The sequence below is a fragment of the Arenibacter sp. F20364 genome (assembly GCF_023015905.1).
GTDB lineage: Bacteria > Bacteroidota > Bacteroidia > Flavobacteriales > Flavobacteriaceae > Arenibacter.
On sequence record NZ_JALKBD010000001.1, the window covers coordinates 287,883 to 301,414 of the forward strand.

Genomic DNA, 13,532 nt, shown 5'->3' on the forward strand with positions numbered 1-13,532 from the left:
AATGAGCGAAAAAAAGAAATTTGCACTGGTAACCGGAGGGTCAAGAGGAATCGGAAAAGCCATATGTCTACAGCTCGCGCTGGATACCGAGTATAAGATTCTTATTAATTATCGAGCCAATGAAGCTGCGGCACAGGAAACCCTAAATGAGATAGAAAAAATTGGTGGGAGTGCAGAGCTCATACAATTTAATGTAGGTGACACCAAGGATGTGCAAAATAAATTGGATCACTGGCATGAGACCAACAAGGACGGCATTATAGAAGTAATTGTAAACAATGCAGGGATTACCAAAGACGGTCTTTTTATGTGGATGAAACCTGAAGATTGGAACAATGTAATCAATACCAGTCTAAACGGTTTTTTCAACGTCACCAATCATCTGATCCAAAAATTATTGGTGCACAAGTACGGCAGGATTATTAATATGGTTTCCGTATCCGGCCTTAAAGGAACAGCTGGGCAAGTAAATTATTCGGCTGCAAAAGGTGGGATAATTGCGGGTACTAAGGCCTTGGCCCAAGAAATAGCAAAAAGGAACATCACCGTTAACGCAGTGGCTCCAGGGTTTATAAAAACGGATATGACCGGTGACCTTGACGAGAAAGAGCTTAAGAAAATGATTCCCCTCAACCGTTTTGGGGAAGCAGAGGAAGTAGCCCATTTAGTTTCCTTTTTGGCATCCAAAAAGTCATCGTATATTACCGGAGAGGTCATAAATATTAACGGAGGAATATATTCATAAAATAACAGCAAGAAAGATGAGGAGGGTAGTAATAACAGGTATGGGAATTTATTCTTGTTTGGGAAAAAATCTGGACGATGTAAAAGAATCACTCTACAATGGTGCGTCAGGAATTGTTTATGACGAAAAAAGAAAGGAATTTGGATATCGCTCCTGCCTAACGGGTATGGTAGAAGAACCCGACCTGAAAGACTTACTCACTAGAAGACAAAGGCTAAGTTTGGGAGAGGAAGGGGCCTACGCCTACGTAGCCACTCTGGAGGCATTAAAAAATTCCGGCATCACCCAAGAATATCTGGACAACAATGAAGTAGGTGTACTTTACGGCAATGATAGTACAGCTAAATCCGTAATAGAATCCATAGATAAATTGAGGGAGAAGAAAGATACCACTTTGGTGGGTTCAGGAGCTATTTTCAAGGCTATGAACTCGTCAGTAACCATGAACCTATCCACCATCTTCAAACTAACAGGAATCAATTTTACGGTTAGTGCTGCCTGCGCCAGCGGGTCACATGCCATTGGCATCGCCTATCAATTGATCAAAAGTGGACTTCAAGACTGTATCATATGTGGTGGAACCCAAGAAATTAATGAATTGGCCATGGGAAGTTTTGATGGCCTTGGCGTATTTTCGGTCAACGACGCACAACCAGGGACCGCCTCCCGCCCGTTCGACAAAAGTAGGGACGGACTGGTCCCTAGCGGTGGGGCTGCTTCCCTTATTGTTGAAAGCTATGAATCCGCCAAAAAAAGAAACGCTCCCATTTTAGGAGAAATTATTGGTTACGGATTTTCCTCCAATGGAGATCATATCTCCACCCCTAATGTAGATGGGCCCACATTGGCCATGAAAAAAGCCATAGACCAAGCCCACATTAAACCCAATGAAATTGATTATGTAAACGCCCATGCCACTTCTACTCCTGTGGGAGATTCCAATGAGGCCAAGGCCATATTTACTGTTTTTGGGGAAAACGGACCCTATGTTAGCTCTACTAAATCTATGACCGGTCATGAATGCTGGATGGCGGGCGCAAGTGAGATTGTCTATTCCATGCTGATGATGGAACATTCGTTTATTGCTCCCAATATAAATCTTGAAAATCCTGACGAGGATGCAGCCAAATTAAATCTGGTAAGAAAAACACTGGATAAAAAAATTGATGTATTTTTGTCGAATTCTTTTGGATTTGGAGGTACAAATTCAGCATTGCTAATAAAAAAAGTGAAAGATTAAAAATGAATAAAGAAGTAATTATTGATAAAATAAACAACTTTCTTATAGATGAATTTGAAGTTGATGCGGATGATATTACTCCAGTGGCCAATTTAAAGAAGACCCTTGAATTGGACAGTTTGGATTTTGTTGATTTAGTAGTGGCTATCGAATCTAACTTTAGTGTTAAATTGGTGGGGGAAGATTTCATTAATGTAATTACCTTGCAAGACTTTTATGACCTTATAGAGAAAAAATTAAACTAACATCTTAGTCGCAGAAAATGTCAAATCAATGGAAAGGAAAGTCCAGAGGTTCTGTTTTAGGATATAAGATTTTTGTTTTTTGCATTAAAAGGCTTGGATTGGGATCGGCCTATTTTATTCTGTATTTTGTTGCTTTTTATTTTTGTTTTTTTGCCCCCGCAAGTACTAAGGCCAGCTATTATTACTTCAATAAAAGACTTAAGTACAATACCCTAAAAAGTATTGTATCCATTTATAAAAGCTACTACGTCTTTGGACAGACCATTTTGGACAAAGTAGCCATTTCTTCCGGTCTTAGAAATAGGTTCTCCTATAATTTTGATGGAATAGAACACCTAAACCAAACCTTGGCCAATAAAAAAGGTGGGATTTTGATCAGTGCCCATCTGGGCAACTTCGAAATAGCTGAGTTTTTTCTGGATGAATTGGAAGGAAATGCCACAATTAATTTACTCACAACAGATGCCGAGCATAAAAAAATAAAGGAATACCTTGGTCAATTTATCAAAAAATCCTCGACCAAATTTATTATCCTACGGGAAGATCTTTCCCATATCTTTGAAATGAATGCCGCCTTGGCAAGGAATGAAATAATTTGCATGACAGGAGATAGATATGCAACCACCTCCAAGTTAATGACCGCATCAATTTTAGGGGAAAAAGCACAATTTCCTTCAGGTCCTTTTTTAATGGGGTCTAGATTAAATGTGCCGGTGCTTTTCGTCTACGTAATGAAGGAAACCAATAAGCACTACCATCTTTACGCCAGAAAAGCAGATTTTAAGAAAAGGGATGCCGAAGGATTATTAGCTAATTATATTGAAAGTATGGAATGGATAATAGAACAATATCCATTCCAGTGGTTTAACTATTTTGATTTTTGGGGTTCAAAAAACTGAGTTCGGTTAGTTTAACAATAAGTTTTGGTTACATTGCCCATAAACAGCAACTAACTGAAAATTAGAATTAAATTTGTACCAAATTAAAAGTCATAGAAAAATCCTTTTACTTGTTAGTAAAATGGCGATCTTGGCGGTATTCGATTAAGATTAATAGCCTACCTATGAAAGAAGTTCTTATAATTTATTATTCCCAATCCGGGCAGTTATTGGATATTGTTCAAAATTTGGCAACTTCCATCAATGGGGAGAACGTGAATATCACGTATTATCGGATTTATCCTGAAAACGATTATGATTTTCCCTGGAAACAAGACGATTTCTATGATGCTTTTCCCGAATCCTTCCTGCAAATACCAGGTAAGCTAAAGCCTCCAAAGGAAGATATCCTTGAAAGGAAATATGATCTCGTAATTCTAGGTTATCAGGTTTGGTATTTAACTCCTTCCATACCCATTAATTCCTTCCTAAAATCTGATGCGGCAAAGAAAATTCTTGACCAGACTCCTGTAGTTACGGTAATTGCCTGTAGAAACATGTGGTTAATGGCTCAGGAAAAAATGAAACGCCTTTTAATTTCCTGTAACGCCAAATTAGTGGGCAATATAGCTCTAGTGGACCGACATATAAATCACATAAGTGTAATTACCATAGTACACTGGATGTTAGGAGGAAAGAAAACCAAGTATTTGGGCATTTTTCCAAAACCGGGTGTTTCCGACGAGGATATTAAAGCTTCTGAAAAATTCGGAACACCTATAAAGAAAGCACTATTGGCCAATGATTATGATAACCTGCAGGACGATTTATTAAGATTGGATGCCGTTAAAGTAAAACCCTTGCTGATCCAGACCGATATAAGAGGTAATGTTTTATTTACGAAATGGGCCAACCTTATAATTAAGAAAGGAGCTACCGGAAATCCGAAACGAAAAAAATTGCTGGTTTTGTTCAAATATTATTTGTTATTTGCAATTTGGGCTATAGCTCCTATAGTTTTTATTGTATTTTTGGCGACTTACATACCGCGGTACAGTAAAATTAAAAGGGATAAAGCATACTATTCATCCGTTAGAATAAAGAACAATTAATGAAAGACGTTTATATAACCAGGATAGCCAAGTTCTTACCTAATGAACCTATTGACAATGAACAAATGGAAGAAAAATTGGGCATTATCAATGGTAGGAATTCCAAAGCCAGACGTATAGTCTTACGCAACAATCAAATTAAGACCAGATATTACGCCATAGATGGGAATGGCAACATTACCCATAACAATGCCCAGCTAACCAAAGAGGCCATTGAGCTTTTATGTGACGACTCTTTTACTACCAAGGATATTGAACTTCTTTCTTGTGGCACCAGTAGTCCTGACCAAATATTGCCATCACACGCATCCATGGTGCACGGCTTTTTAAAAAACGGGAATTTAGAGGTTAATTCTCCATCAGGGGCCTGCTGTTCAGGAATGAATGCCTTAAAATATGGTTTTTTGGCAATTAAGGCAGGGCAAGTAAATAATGCGGTATGTACTGGGTCGGAAAGAACCTCGACTTGGATGAAGTCCGATATTTTTGAAAATGAGGTAGAACACCTTAAGGAGTTGGAAGACAATCCTATATTAGCCTTTAACAAAGAATTTTTGCGATGGATGCTTTCCGATGGCTCAGGAGCTGTGTTATTGGAAAGCGAACCAAAAGGTACTGCTTTAAAAATTGAATGGATGGAAGGGTATTCCTATGCCTTCGAAATGGAAACATGCATGTATGCCGGTGCCGATAAATTGGAAAATGGGCACTTAAAACCTTGGAGCGAATACCCTGCCGATGAATGGGCGAACAAATCTCTTTTCGCCATGAAACAAGACGTTAAACTATTGGGTGAAAATATATTGGGTAAAGGAGTAGACAGTCTTAAAATGGCTATGAAAAAGCACAATATCACTACAGCAGATTTTGACTATTACTTGCCACATATCTCTTCCTATTATTTTAAGGAAAATTTATACGAGGAATTGAAACGACAAGGAGTGGAAGTACCTTGGGAGAAATGGTTTATGAATTTGAGCAAAGTGGGCAACGTAGGTGCAGCCTCAATTTTTGTGATGCTTGAAGACTTGGTAAGTTCGGGACAATTAAAAAAGGGCGATAAAATATTATTGCACGTACCGGAAAGCGCCAGGTTTTCCTACTCCTATGCATACCTAACGGTCTGTTAAATGAATTTATTGAAACAAACAATAGACGATAAAGGGCTAATTGAAAATCTCATCCCCCAAAAGGCACCATTTGTAATGGTAGACAAGTTGATCCACTTTTCCGAAGAAAAGGTGATTACAGGTTTTACGCCATCATCTGCCAATTTGTTTGCGTACAACAGTAAATTTATGGCCGCCGGACTAATTGAACATATGGCCCAGTCCGTTGCCCTACATACTGGGTACCAATATTTTCTGAAAAATGAGCCCGCCCCAACGGGTTATATTGGAGCCATTAAATTGGCTGAAATACTGGAGTTGCCAAGGGTAGATCAAGAACTAATTACAACAGTCACGATTCTACATGAAATCATGGGAGTAACCTTGGTACAGATACAGGTAACCTGTAATGGCATAATTATGGCAAACAGTGAAATGAAAACCGTATTGGCAAACTAAACTATTTGAATACAACACGTTCACATATAGATATACATAAGTTTTTGCCCCACAGAGCACCAATGCTCATGGTGACAAAAATTATAAGCATTAATAAGGAAACGGTAACAACCGAATTTAAAATAACCGAAGATTGTATCTTTGTTAAGGACAATATATTTAGTGAATCAGGAATTATGGAAAATGCGGCGCAATCCTGTTCTGCAATTGTTGGTCAAGATTTCTTTGCAGCAGATGACCTTGAAGGCGAAGGCAATAGTGTTATTGGATTTATTAGCGGAATAAAGAGGGCTAACATTTTTTTATTGCCCAGGACAGGAGATACCTTAACAACTAAGGCCAATCTCATATCCAATTACAATTCGGGAAATTTTAGCATATGCACTATGGAATGCGAAATATATACAGAAAAAAAATTAGTGGCAGATTGTGTATTAAATTTTCTGATACAGGAAGTTTAGATATATCTGCGGATCGAATATAAAATTGTATCAATAACTTTATAGGCCATTACCGTTGGCCTATAAATTATAAAGACCTTGGGCATGAAAAAAAATGAAGTACCACAGGACAAAAGCAATCTTGAGTCGGCCAATTTCAAAGAACTGTGTTATGCCGTTGATGAAAACGGGGAATACACTACCGAATTAAGCACGGGATGGAGCCCCAAGACCATTGCCCTTGACAATGCCATCGAGGCCTTAAATGAGCGAATCTCAGCTTCAAAACAACGGGTAATAGATCATAAGGCGAGCCCCTTGGAATACTATATGGAACTGCATAAAATGGACCTTCCCATCCTAGCGAGCTACGTGGGAATGTGGAAGTGGAGGGTTAAAAGACATTTTAGACCTGCAGTATTCAAAAACCTAAATAACAAAACATTACAAAAGTATGCAGATGTCTTCGATATTACTATCGAAGAGCTACAACGTACCGATCTCTGAATCATGGAAATAGATTTTAAACACAAGCAAGCTGCACACTGCGAGAACGGTGTAGTAGCCAACTTAATGACTTATAATGGGTTTACAGTAAGTGAGCCTATGGTTTTTGGAATAGGATCCGGGTTATTGTTCACTTATATCCCATTTTTAAAAGTGAACCATGCACCAGTTGTGTCCTATAGGGCTATGCCAGGAATCATTTTTACCCGATTCGCCACAAGGGTGGGAATTAAAATTAAGCGTGAAAAATTTCGAAATGCCCAAACCGCCAAGGCCAGATTGGATGAAAACTTGCGAAGAAACAATCCGGTCGGACTTCAGGTAGGCGTGTACAACCTGCCCTACTTTCCGGATGAATATCGTTTCCATTTCAACGCCCATAATATGATCGTCTATGGCAAAAAAGACGGTAGTTATTTAATAAGTGACCCAGTAATGGAAACCGTTACCTCACTTACCGAAAAAGAACTGGAAAAAGTAAGGTTTGCCAAGGGCGCCTTTGCCCCTAAAGGGCATATCTATTACCCCACTGAATTCCCTGAAGAATTACAACTGGAAAAAGCCATTGTTAAAGGGATAAAACACACCTGTAGGGATATGTTGGCCCCTGTCCCCGTCGTTGGGGTAAAGGGAATACGAAAAATTGCCAAACTTATTCGTAAATGGCCAAAGGCCAAAGGCATTAAAATTGCCAATCATTATTTGGGACAGATTGTACGTATGCAGGAAGAAATAGGTACCGGAGGCGGTGGATTCCGATATATTTATGCCGCATTTTTACAGGAAGCGGGAAAATTATTGATGAACAATCAACTTTTGGAGCTTTCAAAAGAAATGACCGTTATAGGTGACCAATGGCGCGATTTTGCCGTGGAGGCATCACGTATATACAAAAATAGGAGCAATACTGTTGCCGTTGATCAATACGATCATGTAGCTAGCCTTCTTGAGGACCTGGCCAACAAAGAGGAAGTTTTTTTCAAAAAACTGAAAAAGGCAATATAAAGCAGCCCATGATCCAAATATCCCAACTCTCCAAAAAATATAAAAATAACGAAGAATATTCGGTAGTGGACCTAGATCTAAAAATAGACGAGGGTGAAATTTTTGGGCTTTTAGGACCTAACGGGGCAGGAAAAACAACATTAATCTCAATGTTGAGCTCCTTGATAAAACCTACATCCGGGAGTTTTTCCATAAACGGACTCAACTATCAAAAGAACGGAAACCAACTTAAACAATTAATTGGTATCGTACCACAGGAATATGCCCTTTACCCTACCCTCACCGCATATGAAAATTTGTATTACCTAGGTAGCATGTATGGCCTAAAAGGTCGGGAACTAAAGGAAAAGATCAATTTTCATTTGGAAATTTTGGGGCTGGAAAAATTTTCCAACAAAAAATTGGATACTTTTTCTGGAGGAATGAAACGGCGTGTCAACCTAATTGCCAGCATCCTGCACAACCCCAAAGTTCTGTTCTTGGACGAACCTACCGTTGGTGTGGACGTACATTCCAAAAATGTAATTATTGAAAATTTAAAAAAATTAAACTCCCAGGGCACCACCATTGTATACACCTCCCATCATTTGAACGAAGCAGAAGAATTTTGCACAAAAGTAGCTATAATAGATCACGGTAGAATAATCATTGAAGGGGCTCCGAAAATTCTAATTTCCCAATACCCGGAATCACACAATCTAGAGGACGTCTTCTTAACCTTGACCGGAAAAGCCTTAAGGGATCATGCATAAACTTCTGGCCTCCACATATAAGGAATTGCTATTGCTATCCAGGGATATAGGGGGATTGGCTATCTTATTTGTAATGCCCTTGGTATTGGTAGTCACCATTACCTTAATTCAGGACAGCACCTTTAGGTCTATCAACGATAACAAAATTCCCATCCTTTGGGTGGACTATGACAAGGGCGAAGTTTCCAAAAATATATATGATGGGTTGGCTGAATCCAACTCCTTCAAAATTATTGGAAAGGAATCGGACAGCGAAGCCAAAGAGCTAGTTTTCAAAGGCGAATATCAATTGGCAATTGTTCTTCCACCCAACCTTAGCTCGGAACTGGAAAAAAAAGTAAATCTAAATGTGGAAGGGTTGCTATCCAAATTTGGTTTGGAAGAAGAAACGCCACAATCCCAAAAACCGGATTTGGAAAAAAAAGAGGTCATACTTTATTTTGATCCCGCAACTCAAATGGCATTTAAAAATTCCATAAAGAATGGGATAGACAAGATGATCTTTAAAATAGAGACTCAGACAATTTACAAGGCATTCCAATCCCAAATAACAGATGATGAAACCGAAGCGATATTTGATACGGAAAGTTTTATCACCTTTAAGGAAATAACCCCAAGTATTGGCGAAAATGAAATAATTCCAAATTCAGTGCAACACAATGTACCTGCCTGGACCTTATTCGCCATTTTTTTTATCATTGTCCCCTTGTCCATCAATATGGTCAAGGAAAAAAGCCAGGGAACCTTTGTTCGCTTAAGGACCAATCCCGTTTCCTATCTTACGGTATTGGGAGGGAAAACTTTGGTATACCTATCCGTATGTCTCATACAGTTTGGACTAATGTTGGGGATAGGAGTCTATCTTTTCCCTATTTTAGGTCTCCCCAGCCTTGACGTTTCCGGAAAAATCCCACAGTTGTTCCTTGTGGCTATCTTTGCAGGACTTGCTGCCATTGGCCTAGGGTTGTTATTGGGAACGGTAGCCAAGACGCAGGAACAATCCGCTCCCTTCGGAGCTACTTTTGTGGTTATATTAGCAGCTTTGGGAGGTGTTTGGGTGCCTGTCTTTATAATGCCCAAGTTTATGCAGACACTATCAAATTTATCTCCAATGAATTGGGGTTTAAATGCCTTTTATGATGTTTTTTTAAGAGATGTGGGCATTATTGATCTTGTACCTGAATTAACCTTATTATTTTTGTTTTTTATAATAACCACCGCAATTTCTATTTTGTATAATGAAAGAAAAAATGCCGTCTAAGACCAAACCAGAGATTAGCTTTACCAGTGAAATTAGGGTTCGCTTTGCTGAAACCGACCCTTTGGGCATTGTATGGCATGGTAATTATATCCAATATTTTGAAGACGGCAGGGAAGCCTTTGGCAGACATCATGGAATTGCCTATCTAGACCATAAAGCGGCTGGCTACACCACCCCGATCGTAAAATCTAGCTGCGAACATAAGCTTCCATTGCGCTATGGCGATGTTGCCACTATTAAAACAATTTTTGTAGATTCACCAGCGGCAAAAATGGTATTTAAATACGAAATTTATGATCCGCAAAACAAATTGGTATGTACTGGGGAAACCATACAGGTATTTGTGGAAGACGACGATGGCCTATCCTTGACCATGCCATCATTTTTTTTGGAATGGAAACAAAAAGTTGGTTTATTGAATGAATAAGACCTATCTCTCATATAACAATATTGTTTCAGCCTTAGGCTTTGATAGCCCTAGGGTTGTACAAAATATTCATGAGGGCATATCCGGGATAACATTAATTGAGGATGAAAATCTATTCCCCAACCCTTTTTACGCTTCAATTATCGATTCCAATTCATTAAAAGAGGCTTTTGGACTGTTAGGGCCCAACAGTGATTATACGCGTTTGGAACAAATGATGATTATGTCCTTGGATAAGATCATTAAAGAATCCAGTGTAAAATTAACAGATAGGGTTGGCTTAATAATATCTACTACCAAAGGAAATATAGATACTTTGGACCCCACGAACCCTATGCCAAAAGAGAGGGCCTACTTGGGAACTTTAGGACATATAATCAAAAACTATTTTCGATTTGTCACGGAACCTATTGTACTATCCAATGCCTGTGTCTCTGGAATATTGGCCATTTCAATTGCTAAAAGATTTATTGCCCAGGGGACGTTCGATCAAGTTTTTATAGTTGGTGGCGATATTGTATCCAATTTTATTCTTTCCGGTTTTAATTCTTTCCAAGCAATGAGTCCCCTACCCTGCAAGCCATATTGCAAGGAAAGGTCAGGTATTAATATAGGGGAGGTGGCCGCAAGTGTATTGGTTACCACAGAGCAAAAAAAATTAGTCCCGGAGGCCGTAGAAATAATGGGCGAAGCCTCCTGTAATGACGCCAATCATATTTCCGGCCCGTCGAGAACCGGGGAAGGCCTTTACAGAAGTATTCAATCGGCCTTTAAGGAAGCTAATGCAGGCCCCCAGGACATTGATTATATTTCTGCCCATGGCACTGCTACCAATTTCAATGATGAAATGGAGGCAATAGCCCTTAACAGGTTAGATCTGGGTGGTGTTCCATTGAACAGCCTCAAAGGCTATTTTGGACATACACTTGGGGGGTCGGGCCTTTTAGAAACCATTGTTGGCATGCATTCCCTTTACCACAATACCTTATATCCGTCTATCGGGTTTACCGAGTTGGGCGTATCCCAGCCTCTCAATATAATTAGGGCAACTACAGCCAAGAAATTGGATTGCTTCTTGAAGACTGCCTCCGGTTTTGGAGGTTGCAACACTGCCGCCGTATTTAAAAAGGTACAATCATGACGGCCGAAAATCTTAAAATAAAGGAATATTGTAGCATCTCCAACAACAGGGTTATGTTGAATGGTCAATTGCTCTTTGAAGCCCAGGGAAGCGATTTCATCACTTTCATTAAACTAGCCTATAAAAAGATGGATACCAAATATCCTAAGTTCTTTAAAATGGACGACCTAAGCAAACTTGGATTTTTGGCTTCTGATATTTTACTTAAACCGATAACCCAAGATTCAGAAATGCCCAAAAACATTGCCTTGGCATTTTCAAATAGTGCTTCCAGTTTGGAAACGGATAGAAAGCACCAAGAGTCCATTCGGGACAAAGAATATTATTTTCCGAGCCCCGCTATTTTCGTCTATACCTTACCCAATATTTGTCTTGGAGAGATTAGTATTAAACATAGGCTACATTCCGAAAATAGTTTTTTTATCTTTAACCACTTTAATGCAGAATATTTACATGACTATGCCAACAGTTTAATGAAGTCCGAAAAAGCAGACGAAGTATTGTGCGGGTGGATAAACTGTGACGTTGAGGATTATGAAGCATTTTTATACTTGGTTTCTACCGAAGGAAGCATTGCACATAATAAAGAAGAAATAATAAAATTGTACACAACCAAATGAGCGATTTAAAACAAGAACTGAAGGAAAAAATTATAACTCAATTAAACTTGGAGGATATTGCAATTGAAGAAATTGCAGATAATGATTCCTTGTTCGGCGATGGTTTAGGATTGGACTCCATTGACGCCTTGGAACTCATAGTAATGTTGGATAAGGACTACGGAATTAAACTCACCGATCCCAAAGAGGGTAAAAAAATATTTGAGTCCATTGAAGTAATGTCAAATTATATTACCGAGCATCGCACCAAATAATTCGGATACCTTATCCATATTGAAACCCTAGTATTTACCCCCTTAATGTAGGAATTGGTCATATCCAAGGAAATCCATACCTTAAAATAAAAAATACATGTCCACAGGAGTCGCTATAACGGGAATGGGAATAATATCCGCTATTGGAAACAATGTGGCCGAGAATTACAGCTCACTTGTGGAAGGCAGAACTGGAATTTCCAAAATTTCCAAAATAGATACCTTGCACAAAGACAGTATTATGGTAGGTGAAATTGATTTCACCAATGGGGAATTGGAAGCACAATTGGGATTGAGTCCTAATAACAATTACTCCAGAACCGCCTTATTGGGAGCTATAGCGGCTAAAGAAGCCATAGCAGATGCAAAAATAACGGACATAAAGGCCTACAGGACTGGTCTAATTTCTTCCACAAGCGTTGGAGGTATGGATATGACCGAAAAATTTTATTACCATTACTTGGAAAGTGGTGAAAACAGAAGGTACATAGAAGGACATCACGCCGGGGACTCTACGGAAAAAATAGCGGAACAATTGGGCATTGACCAAAGCTTGGTCACGACCATCAGTACCGCTTGTTCCTCTGCCGCGAATGCGATAATGTTCGGGGCAAAATTAATTAAAACAGGAAAATTGGATAGGGTAATTGTGGGTGGTGCCGACTGTTTGTCCAAATTTACCATTAATGGTTTTAAAACCTTAATGATCCTGTCCGATTCCTACAATACACCTTTTGACGAAAATAGGAAAGGACTTAATTTAGGGGAGGCTGCTGCTTATTTAGTCTTGGAATCAGATTCCTTGGTAAAAAAGGAAAAGAAAAAAGTTTTGGGCTATGTGGTCGGGTATGGCAATGCCAACGATGCGTACCACCAAACGGCCTCCTCCGAAAATGGGGATGGTGCCACCTTAGCCATGGAGAAAGCACTTGCTGTTGCAGGATTGGAACCAAAGGACATTGATTACATCAATGCCCATGGGACCGCCACTGGCAACAACGACTTATCCGAGGGTAGGGCCCTTATCCGTGTTTTTGGTGAAGTAGTACCAGAATTTAGTTCAACAAAAGCCTATACCGGACACACCTTGGCTGCAGCAGGCGCTATAGAAGCGGTGTATGCAATTCTAGCACTTCAAAACAACATTATCTATCCCAATTTGAATTTTAAAACTCCAATGCAAGAGTTTAACCTTATTCCACAAACTTCACTAATAGAAAAAGCCTTGAACACCGTTCTTTCGAATTCCCTTGGATTTGGAGGAAATTGTTCCACACTTATTTTTTCAAAATAGCCTTAAGAAGGAATTGTTATATTTACATGTAGACCATTTGATC

17 protein-coding genes are annotated in these 13,532 nt (G+C 39.2%); all 17 read left to right on the forward strand.

Translation table 11 applies throughout. The features are described 5' to 3' along the window. The first annotated feature begins 1 nt into the window (after position 1). Positions 2-745: a 3-oxoacyl-ACP reductase FabG gene (gene fabG, locus MWU84_RS01235; protein WP_246897294.1), complete on the forward strand. Its 744-nt coding sequence runs from the start codon at positions 2-4 to the stop codon at positions 743-745. Between the two features lie 16 nt (positions 746-761). Next, positions 762-1,985: a beta-ketoacyl-[acyl-carrier-protein] synthase family protein gene (locus MWU84_RS01240; RefSeq protein ID WP_246897296.1), complete on the forward strand. Its 1,224-nt coding sequence runs from the start codon at positions 762-764 to the stop codon at positions 1,983-1,985. 2 nt (positions 1,986-1,987) lie between these two features. Further along, positions 1,988-2,230, forward strand: a complete 243-nt coding sequence (locus MWU84_RS01245; protein WP_246897298.1) for a phosphopantetheine-binding protein — start codon at positions 1,988-1,990, stop codon at positions 2,228-2,230. A 17-nt stretch (positions 2,231-2,247) separates the two neighbouring features. Then, positions 2,248-3,129 carry a lipid A biosynthesis acyltransferase gene (locus MWU84_RS01250; protein ID WP_246897300.1) on the forward strand — a complete coding sequence of 294 codons (882 nt, stop codon included), beginning with the start codon at positions 2,248-2,250 and terminating at the stop codon, positions 3,127-3,129. Positions 3,130-3,293: 164 nt separating this feature from the next. Continuing rightward, positions 3,294-4,220: a dialkylrecorsinol condensing enzyme DarA gene (locus MWU84_RS01255; protein WP_246897302.1), complete on the forward strand. Its 927-nt coding sequence runs from the start codon at positions 3,294-3,296 to the stop codon at positions 4,218-4,220. After that, the gene (locus tag MWU84_RS01260) at positions 4,220-5,350 is read left to right on the forward strand and encodes a beta-ketoacyl-ACP synthase III (protein ID WP_246897304.1); all 1,131 of its coding nucleotides are present in this window, start codon (positions 4,220-4,222) and stop codon (positions 5,348-5,350) included. Before MWU84_RS01255 ends, MWU84_RS01260 begins: the two co-directional genes overlap by 1 nt. Continuing rightward, on the forward strand, positions 5,351-5,788 hold the full coding sequence (locus MWU84_RS01265) for a hypothetical protein (protein ID WP_246897306.1): 438 nt from the start codon (positions 5,351-5,353) through the stop codon (positions 5,786-5,788). It begins immediately after the preceding gene. A 5-nt stretch (positions 5,789-5,793) separates the two neighbouring features. After that, a complete protein-coding gene (locus tag MWU84_RS01270; RefSeq protein WP_246897308.1) occupies positions 5,794-6,249 on the forward strand; it encodes an ABC transporter permease in 456 nt (151 codons plus the stop codon). An 84-nt stretch (positions 6,250-6,333) separates the two neighbouring features. Next, the gene (locus MWU84_RS01275; protein WP_246897310.1) at positions 6,334-6,735 is read left to right on the forward strand and encodes a hypothetical protein; all 402 of its coding nucleotides are present in this window, start codon (positions 6,334-6,336) and stop codon (positions 6,733-6,735) included. Between the two features lie 3 nt (positions 6,736-6,738). Continuing rightward, positions 6,739-7,740 (forward strand): BtrH N-terminal domain-containing protein, encoded by a 1,002-nt coding sequence (locus MWU84_RS01280; RefSeq protein WP_246897313.1) that lies wholly within the window; start codon positions 6,739-6,741, stop codon positions 7,738-7,740. A gap of 8 nt (positions 7,741-7,748) precedes the next feature. Then, the gene (locus MWU84_RS01285; protein ID WP_246897316.1) at positions 7,749-8,492 is read left to right on the forward strand and encodes an ABC transporter ATP-binding protein; all 744 of its coding nucleotides are present in this window, start codon (positions 7,749-7,751) and stop codon (positions 8,490-8,492) included. After that, entirely contained in the window at positions 8,485-9,753 is a 1,269-nt protein-coding gene (locus MWU84_RS01290; RefSeq protein ID WP_246897318.1) for an ABC transporter permease, read from the forward strand. Before MWU84_RS01285 ends, MWU84_RS01290 begins: the two co-directional genes overlap by 8 nt. Continuing rightward, on the forward strand, positions 9,731-10,180 hold the full coding sequence (locus MWU84_RS01295) for a thioesterase family protein (RefSeq protein WP_246897319.1): 450 nt from the start codon (positions 9,731-9,733) through the stop codon (positions 10,178-10,180). The genes MWU84_RS01290 and MWU84_RS01295 overlap by 23 nt, the downstream gene beginning before the upstream one ends. Further along, positions 10,173-11,321, forward strand: coding sequence for a beta-ketoacyl synthase N-terminal-like domain-containing protein (locus MWU84_RS01300; RefSeq protein WP_246897321.1), 1,149 nt, complete (start codon positions 10,173-10,175; stop codon positions 11,319-11,321). Before MWU84_RS01295 ends, MWU84_RS01300 begins: the two co-directional genes overlap by 8 nt. Continuing rightward, positions 11,318-11,941: a 3-oxoacyl-ACP synthase gene (locus tag MWU84_RS01305; protein WP_246897324.1), complete on the forward strand. Its 624-nt coding sequence runs from the start codon at positions 11,318-11,320 to the stop codon at positions 11,939-11,941. Before MWU84_RS01300 ends, MWU84_RS01305 begins: the two co-directional genes overlap by 4 nt. Further along, complete coding sequence (locus MWU84_RS01310) at positions 11,938-12,195, forward strand: phosphopantetheine-binding protein (protein ID WP_246897327.1); 258 nt, start codon at positions 11,938-11,940, stop codon at positions 12,193-12,195. The genes MWU84_RS01305 and MWU84_RS01310 overlap by 4 nt, the downstream gene beginning before the upstream one ends. Positions 12,196-12,292: 97 nt before the next feature. Then, positions 12,293-13,489 carry a beta-ketoacyl-[acyl-carrier-protein] synthase family protein gene (locus MWU84_RS01315; protein WP_246897329.1) on the forward strand — a complete coding sequence of 399 codons (1,197 nt, stop codon included), beginning with the start codon at positions 12,293-12,295 and terminating at the stop codon, positions 13,487-13,489. Positions 13,490-13,532 lie beyond the last annotated feature (43 nt).

Excerpts from the sequence above, each read along its gene's own strand:
- MWU84_RS01310 (WP_246897327.1), top strand. The coding sequence starts at position 11,938 with ATGAGCGATTTAAAACAAGAACTGAAGGAAAAAATTATAACTCAATTA.
- MWU84_RS01300 (WP_246897321.1), top strand. The coding sequence starts at position 10,173 with ATGAATAAGACCTATCTCTCATATAACAATATTGTTTCAGCCTTAGGC.
- MWU84_RS01255 (WP_246897302.1), top strand. The coding sequence starts at position 3,294 with ATGAAAGAAGTTCTTATAATTTATTATTCCCAATCCGGGCAGTTATTG.
- MWU84_RS01290 (WP_246897318.1), top strand. The coding sequence starts at position 8,485 with ATGCATAAACTTCTGGCCTCCACATATAAGGAATTGCTATTGCTATCC.
- MWU84_RS01260 (WP_246897304.1), top strand. The coding sequence starts at position 4,220 with ATGAAAGACGTTTATATAACCAGGATAGCCAAGTTCTTACCTAATGAA.
- MWU84_RS01285 (WP_246897316.1), top strand. The coding sequence starts at position 7,749 with ATGATCCAAATATCCCAACTCTCCAAAAAATATAAAAATAACGAAGAA.
- MWU84_RS01280 (WP_246897313.1), top strand. The coding sequence starts at position 6,739 with ATGGAAATAGATTTTAAACACAAGCAAGCTGCACACTGCGAGAACGGT.
- MWU84_RS01265 (WP_246897306.1), top strand. The coding sequence starts at position 5,351 with ATGAATTTATTGAAACAAACAATAGACGATAAAGGGCTAATTGAAAAT.
- MWU84_RS01275 (WP_246897310.1), top strand. The coding sequence starts at position 6,334 with ATGAAAAAAAATGAAGTACCACAGGACAAAAGCAATCTTGAGTCGGCC.
- fabG (WP_246897294.1), top strand. The coding sequence starts at position 2 with ATGAGCGAAAAAAAGAAATTTGCACTGGTAACCGGAGGGTCAAGAGGA.
- MWU84_RS01240 (WP_246897296.1), top strand. The coding sequence starts at position 762 with ATGAGGAGGGTAGTAATAACAGGTATGGGAATTTATTCTTGTTTGGGA.
- MWU84_RS01295 (WP_246897319.1), top strand. The coding sequence starts at position 9,731 with ATGAAAGAAAAAATGCCGTCTAAGACCAAACCAGAGATTAGCTTTACC.
- MWU84_RS01245 (WP_246897298.1), top strand. The coding sequence starts at position 1,988 with ATGAATAAAGAAGTAATTATTGATAAAATAAACAACTTTCTTATAGAT.
- MWU84_RS01305 (WP_246897324.1), top strand. The coding sequence starts at position 11,318 with ATGACGGCCGAAAATCTTAAAATAAAGGAATATTGTAGCATCTCCAAC.
- MWU84_RS01250 (WP_246897300.1), top strand. The coding sequence starts at position 2,248 with ATGTCAAATCAATGGAAAGGAAAGTCCAGAGGTTCTGTTTTAGGATAT.
- MWU84_RS01315 (WP_246897329.1), top strand. The coding sequence starts at position 12,293 with ATGTCCACAGGAGTCGCTATAACGGGAATGGGAATAATATCCGCTATT.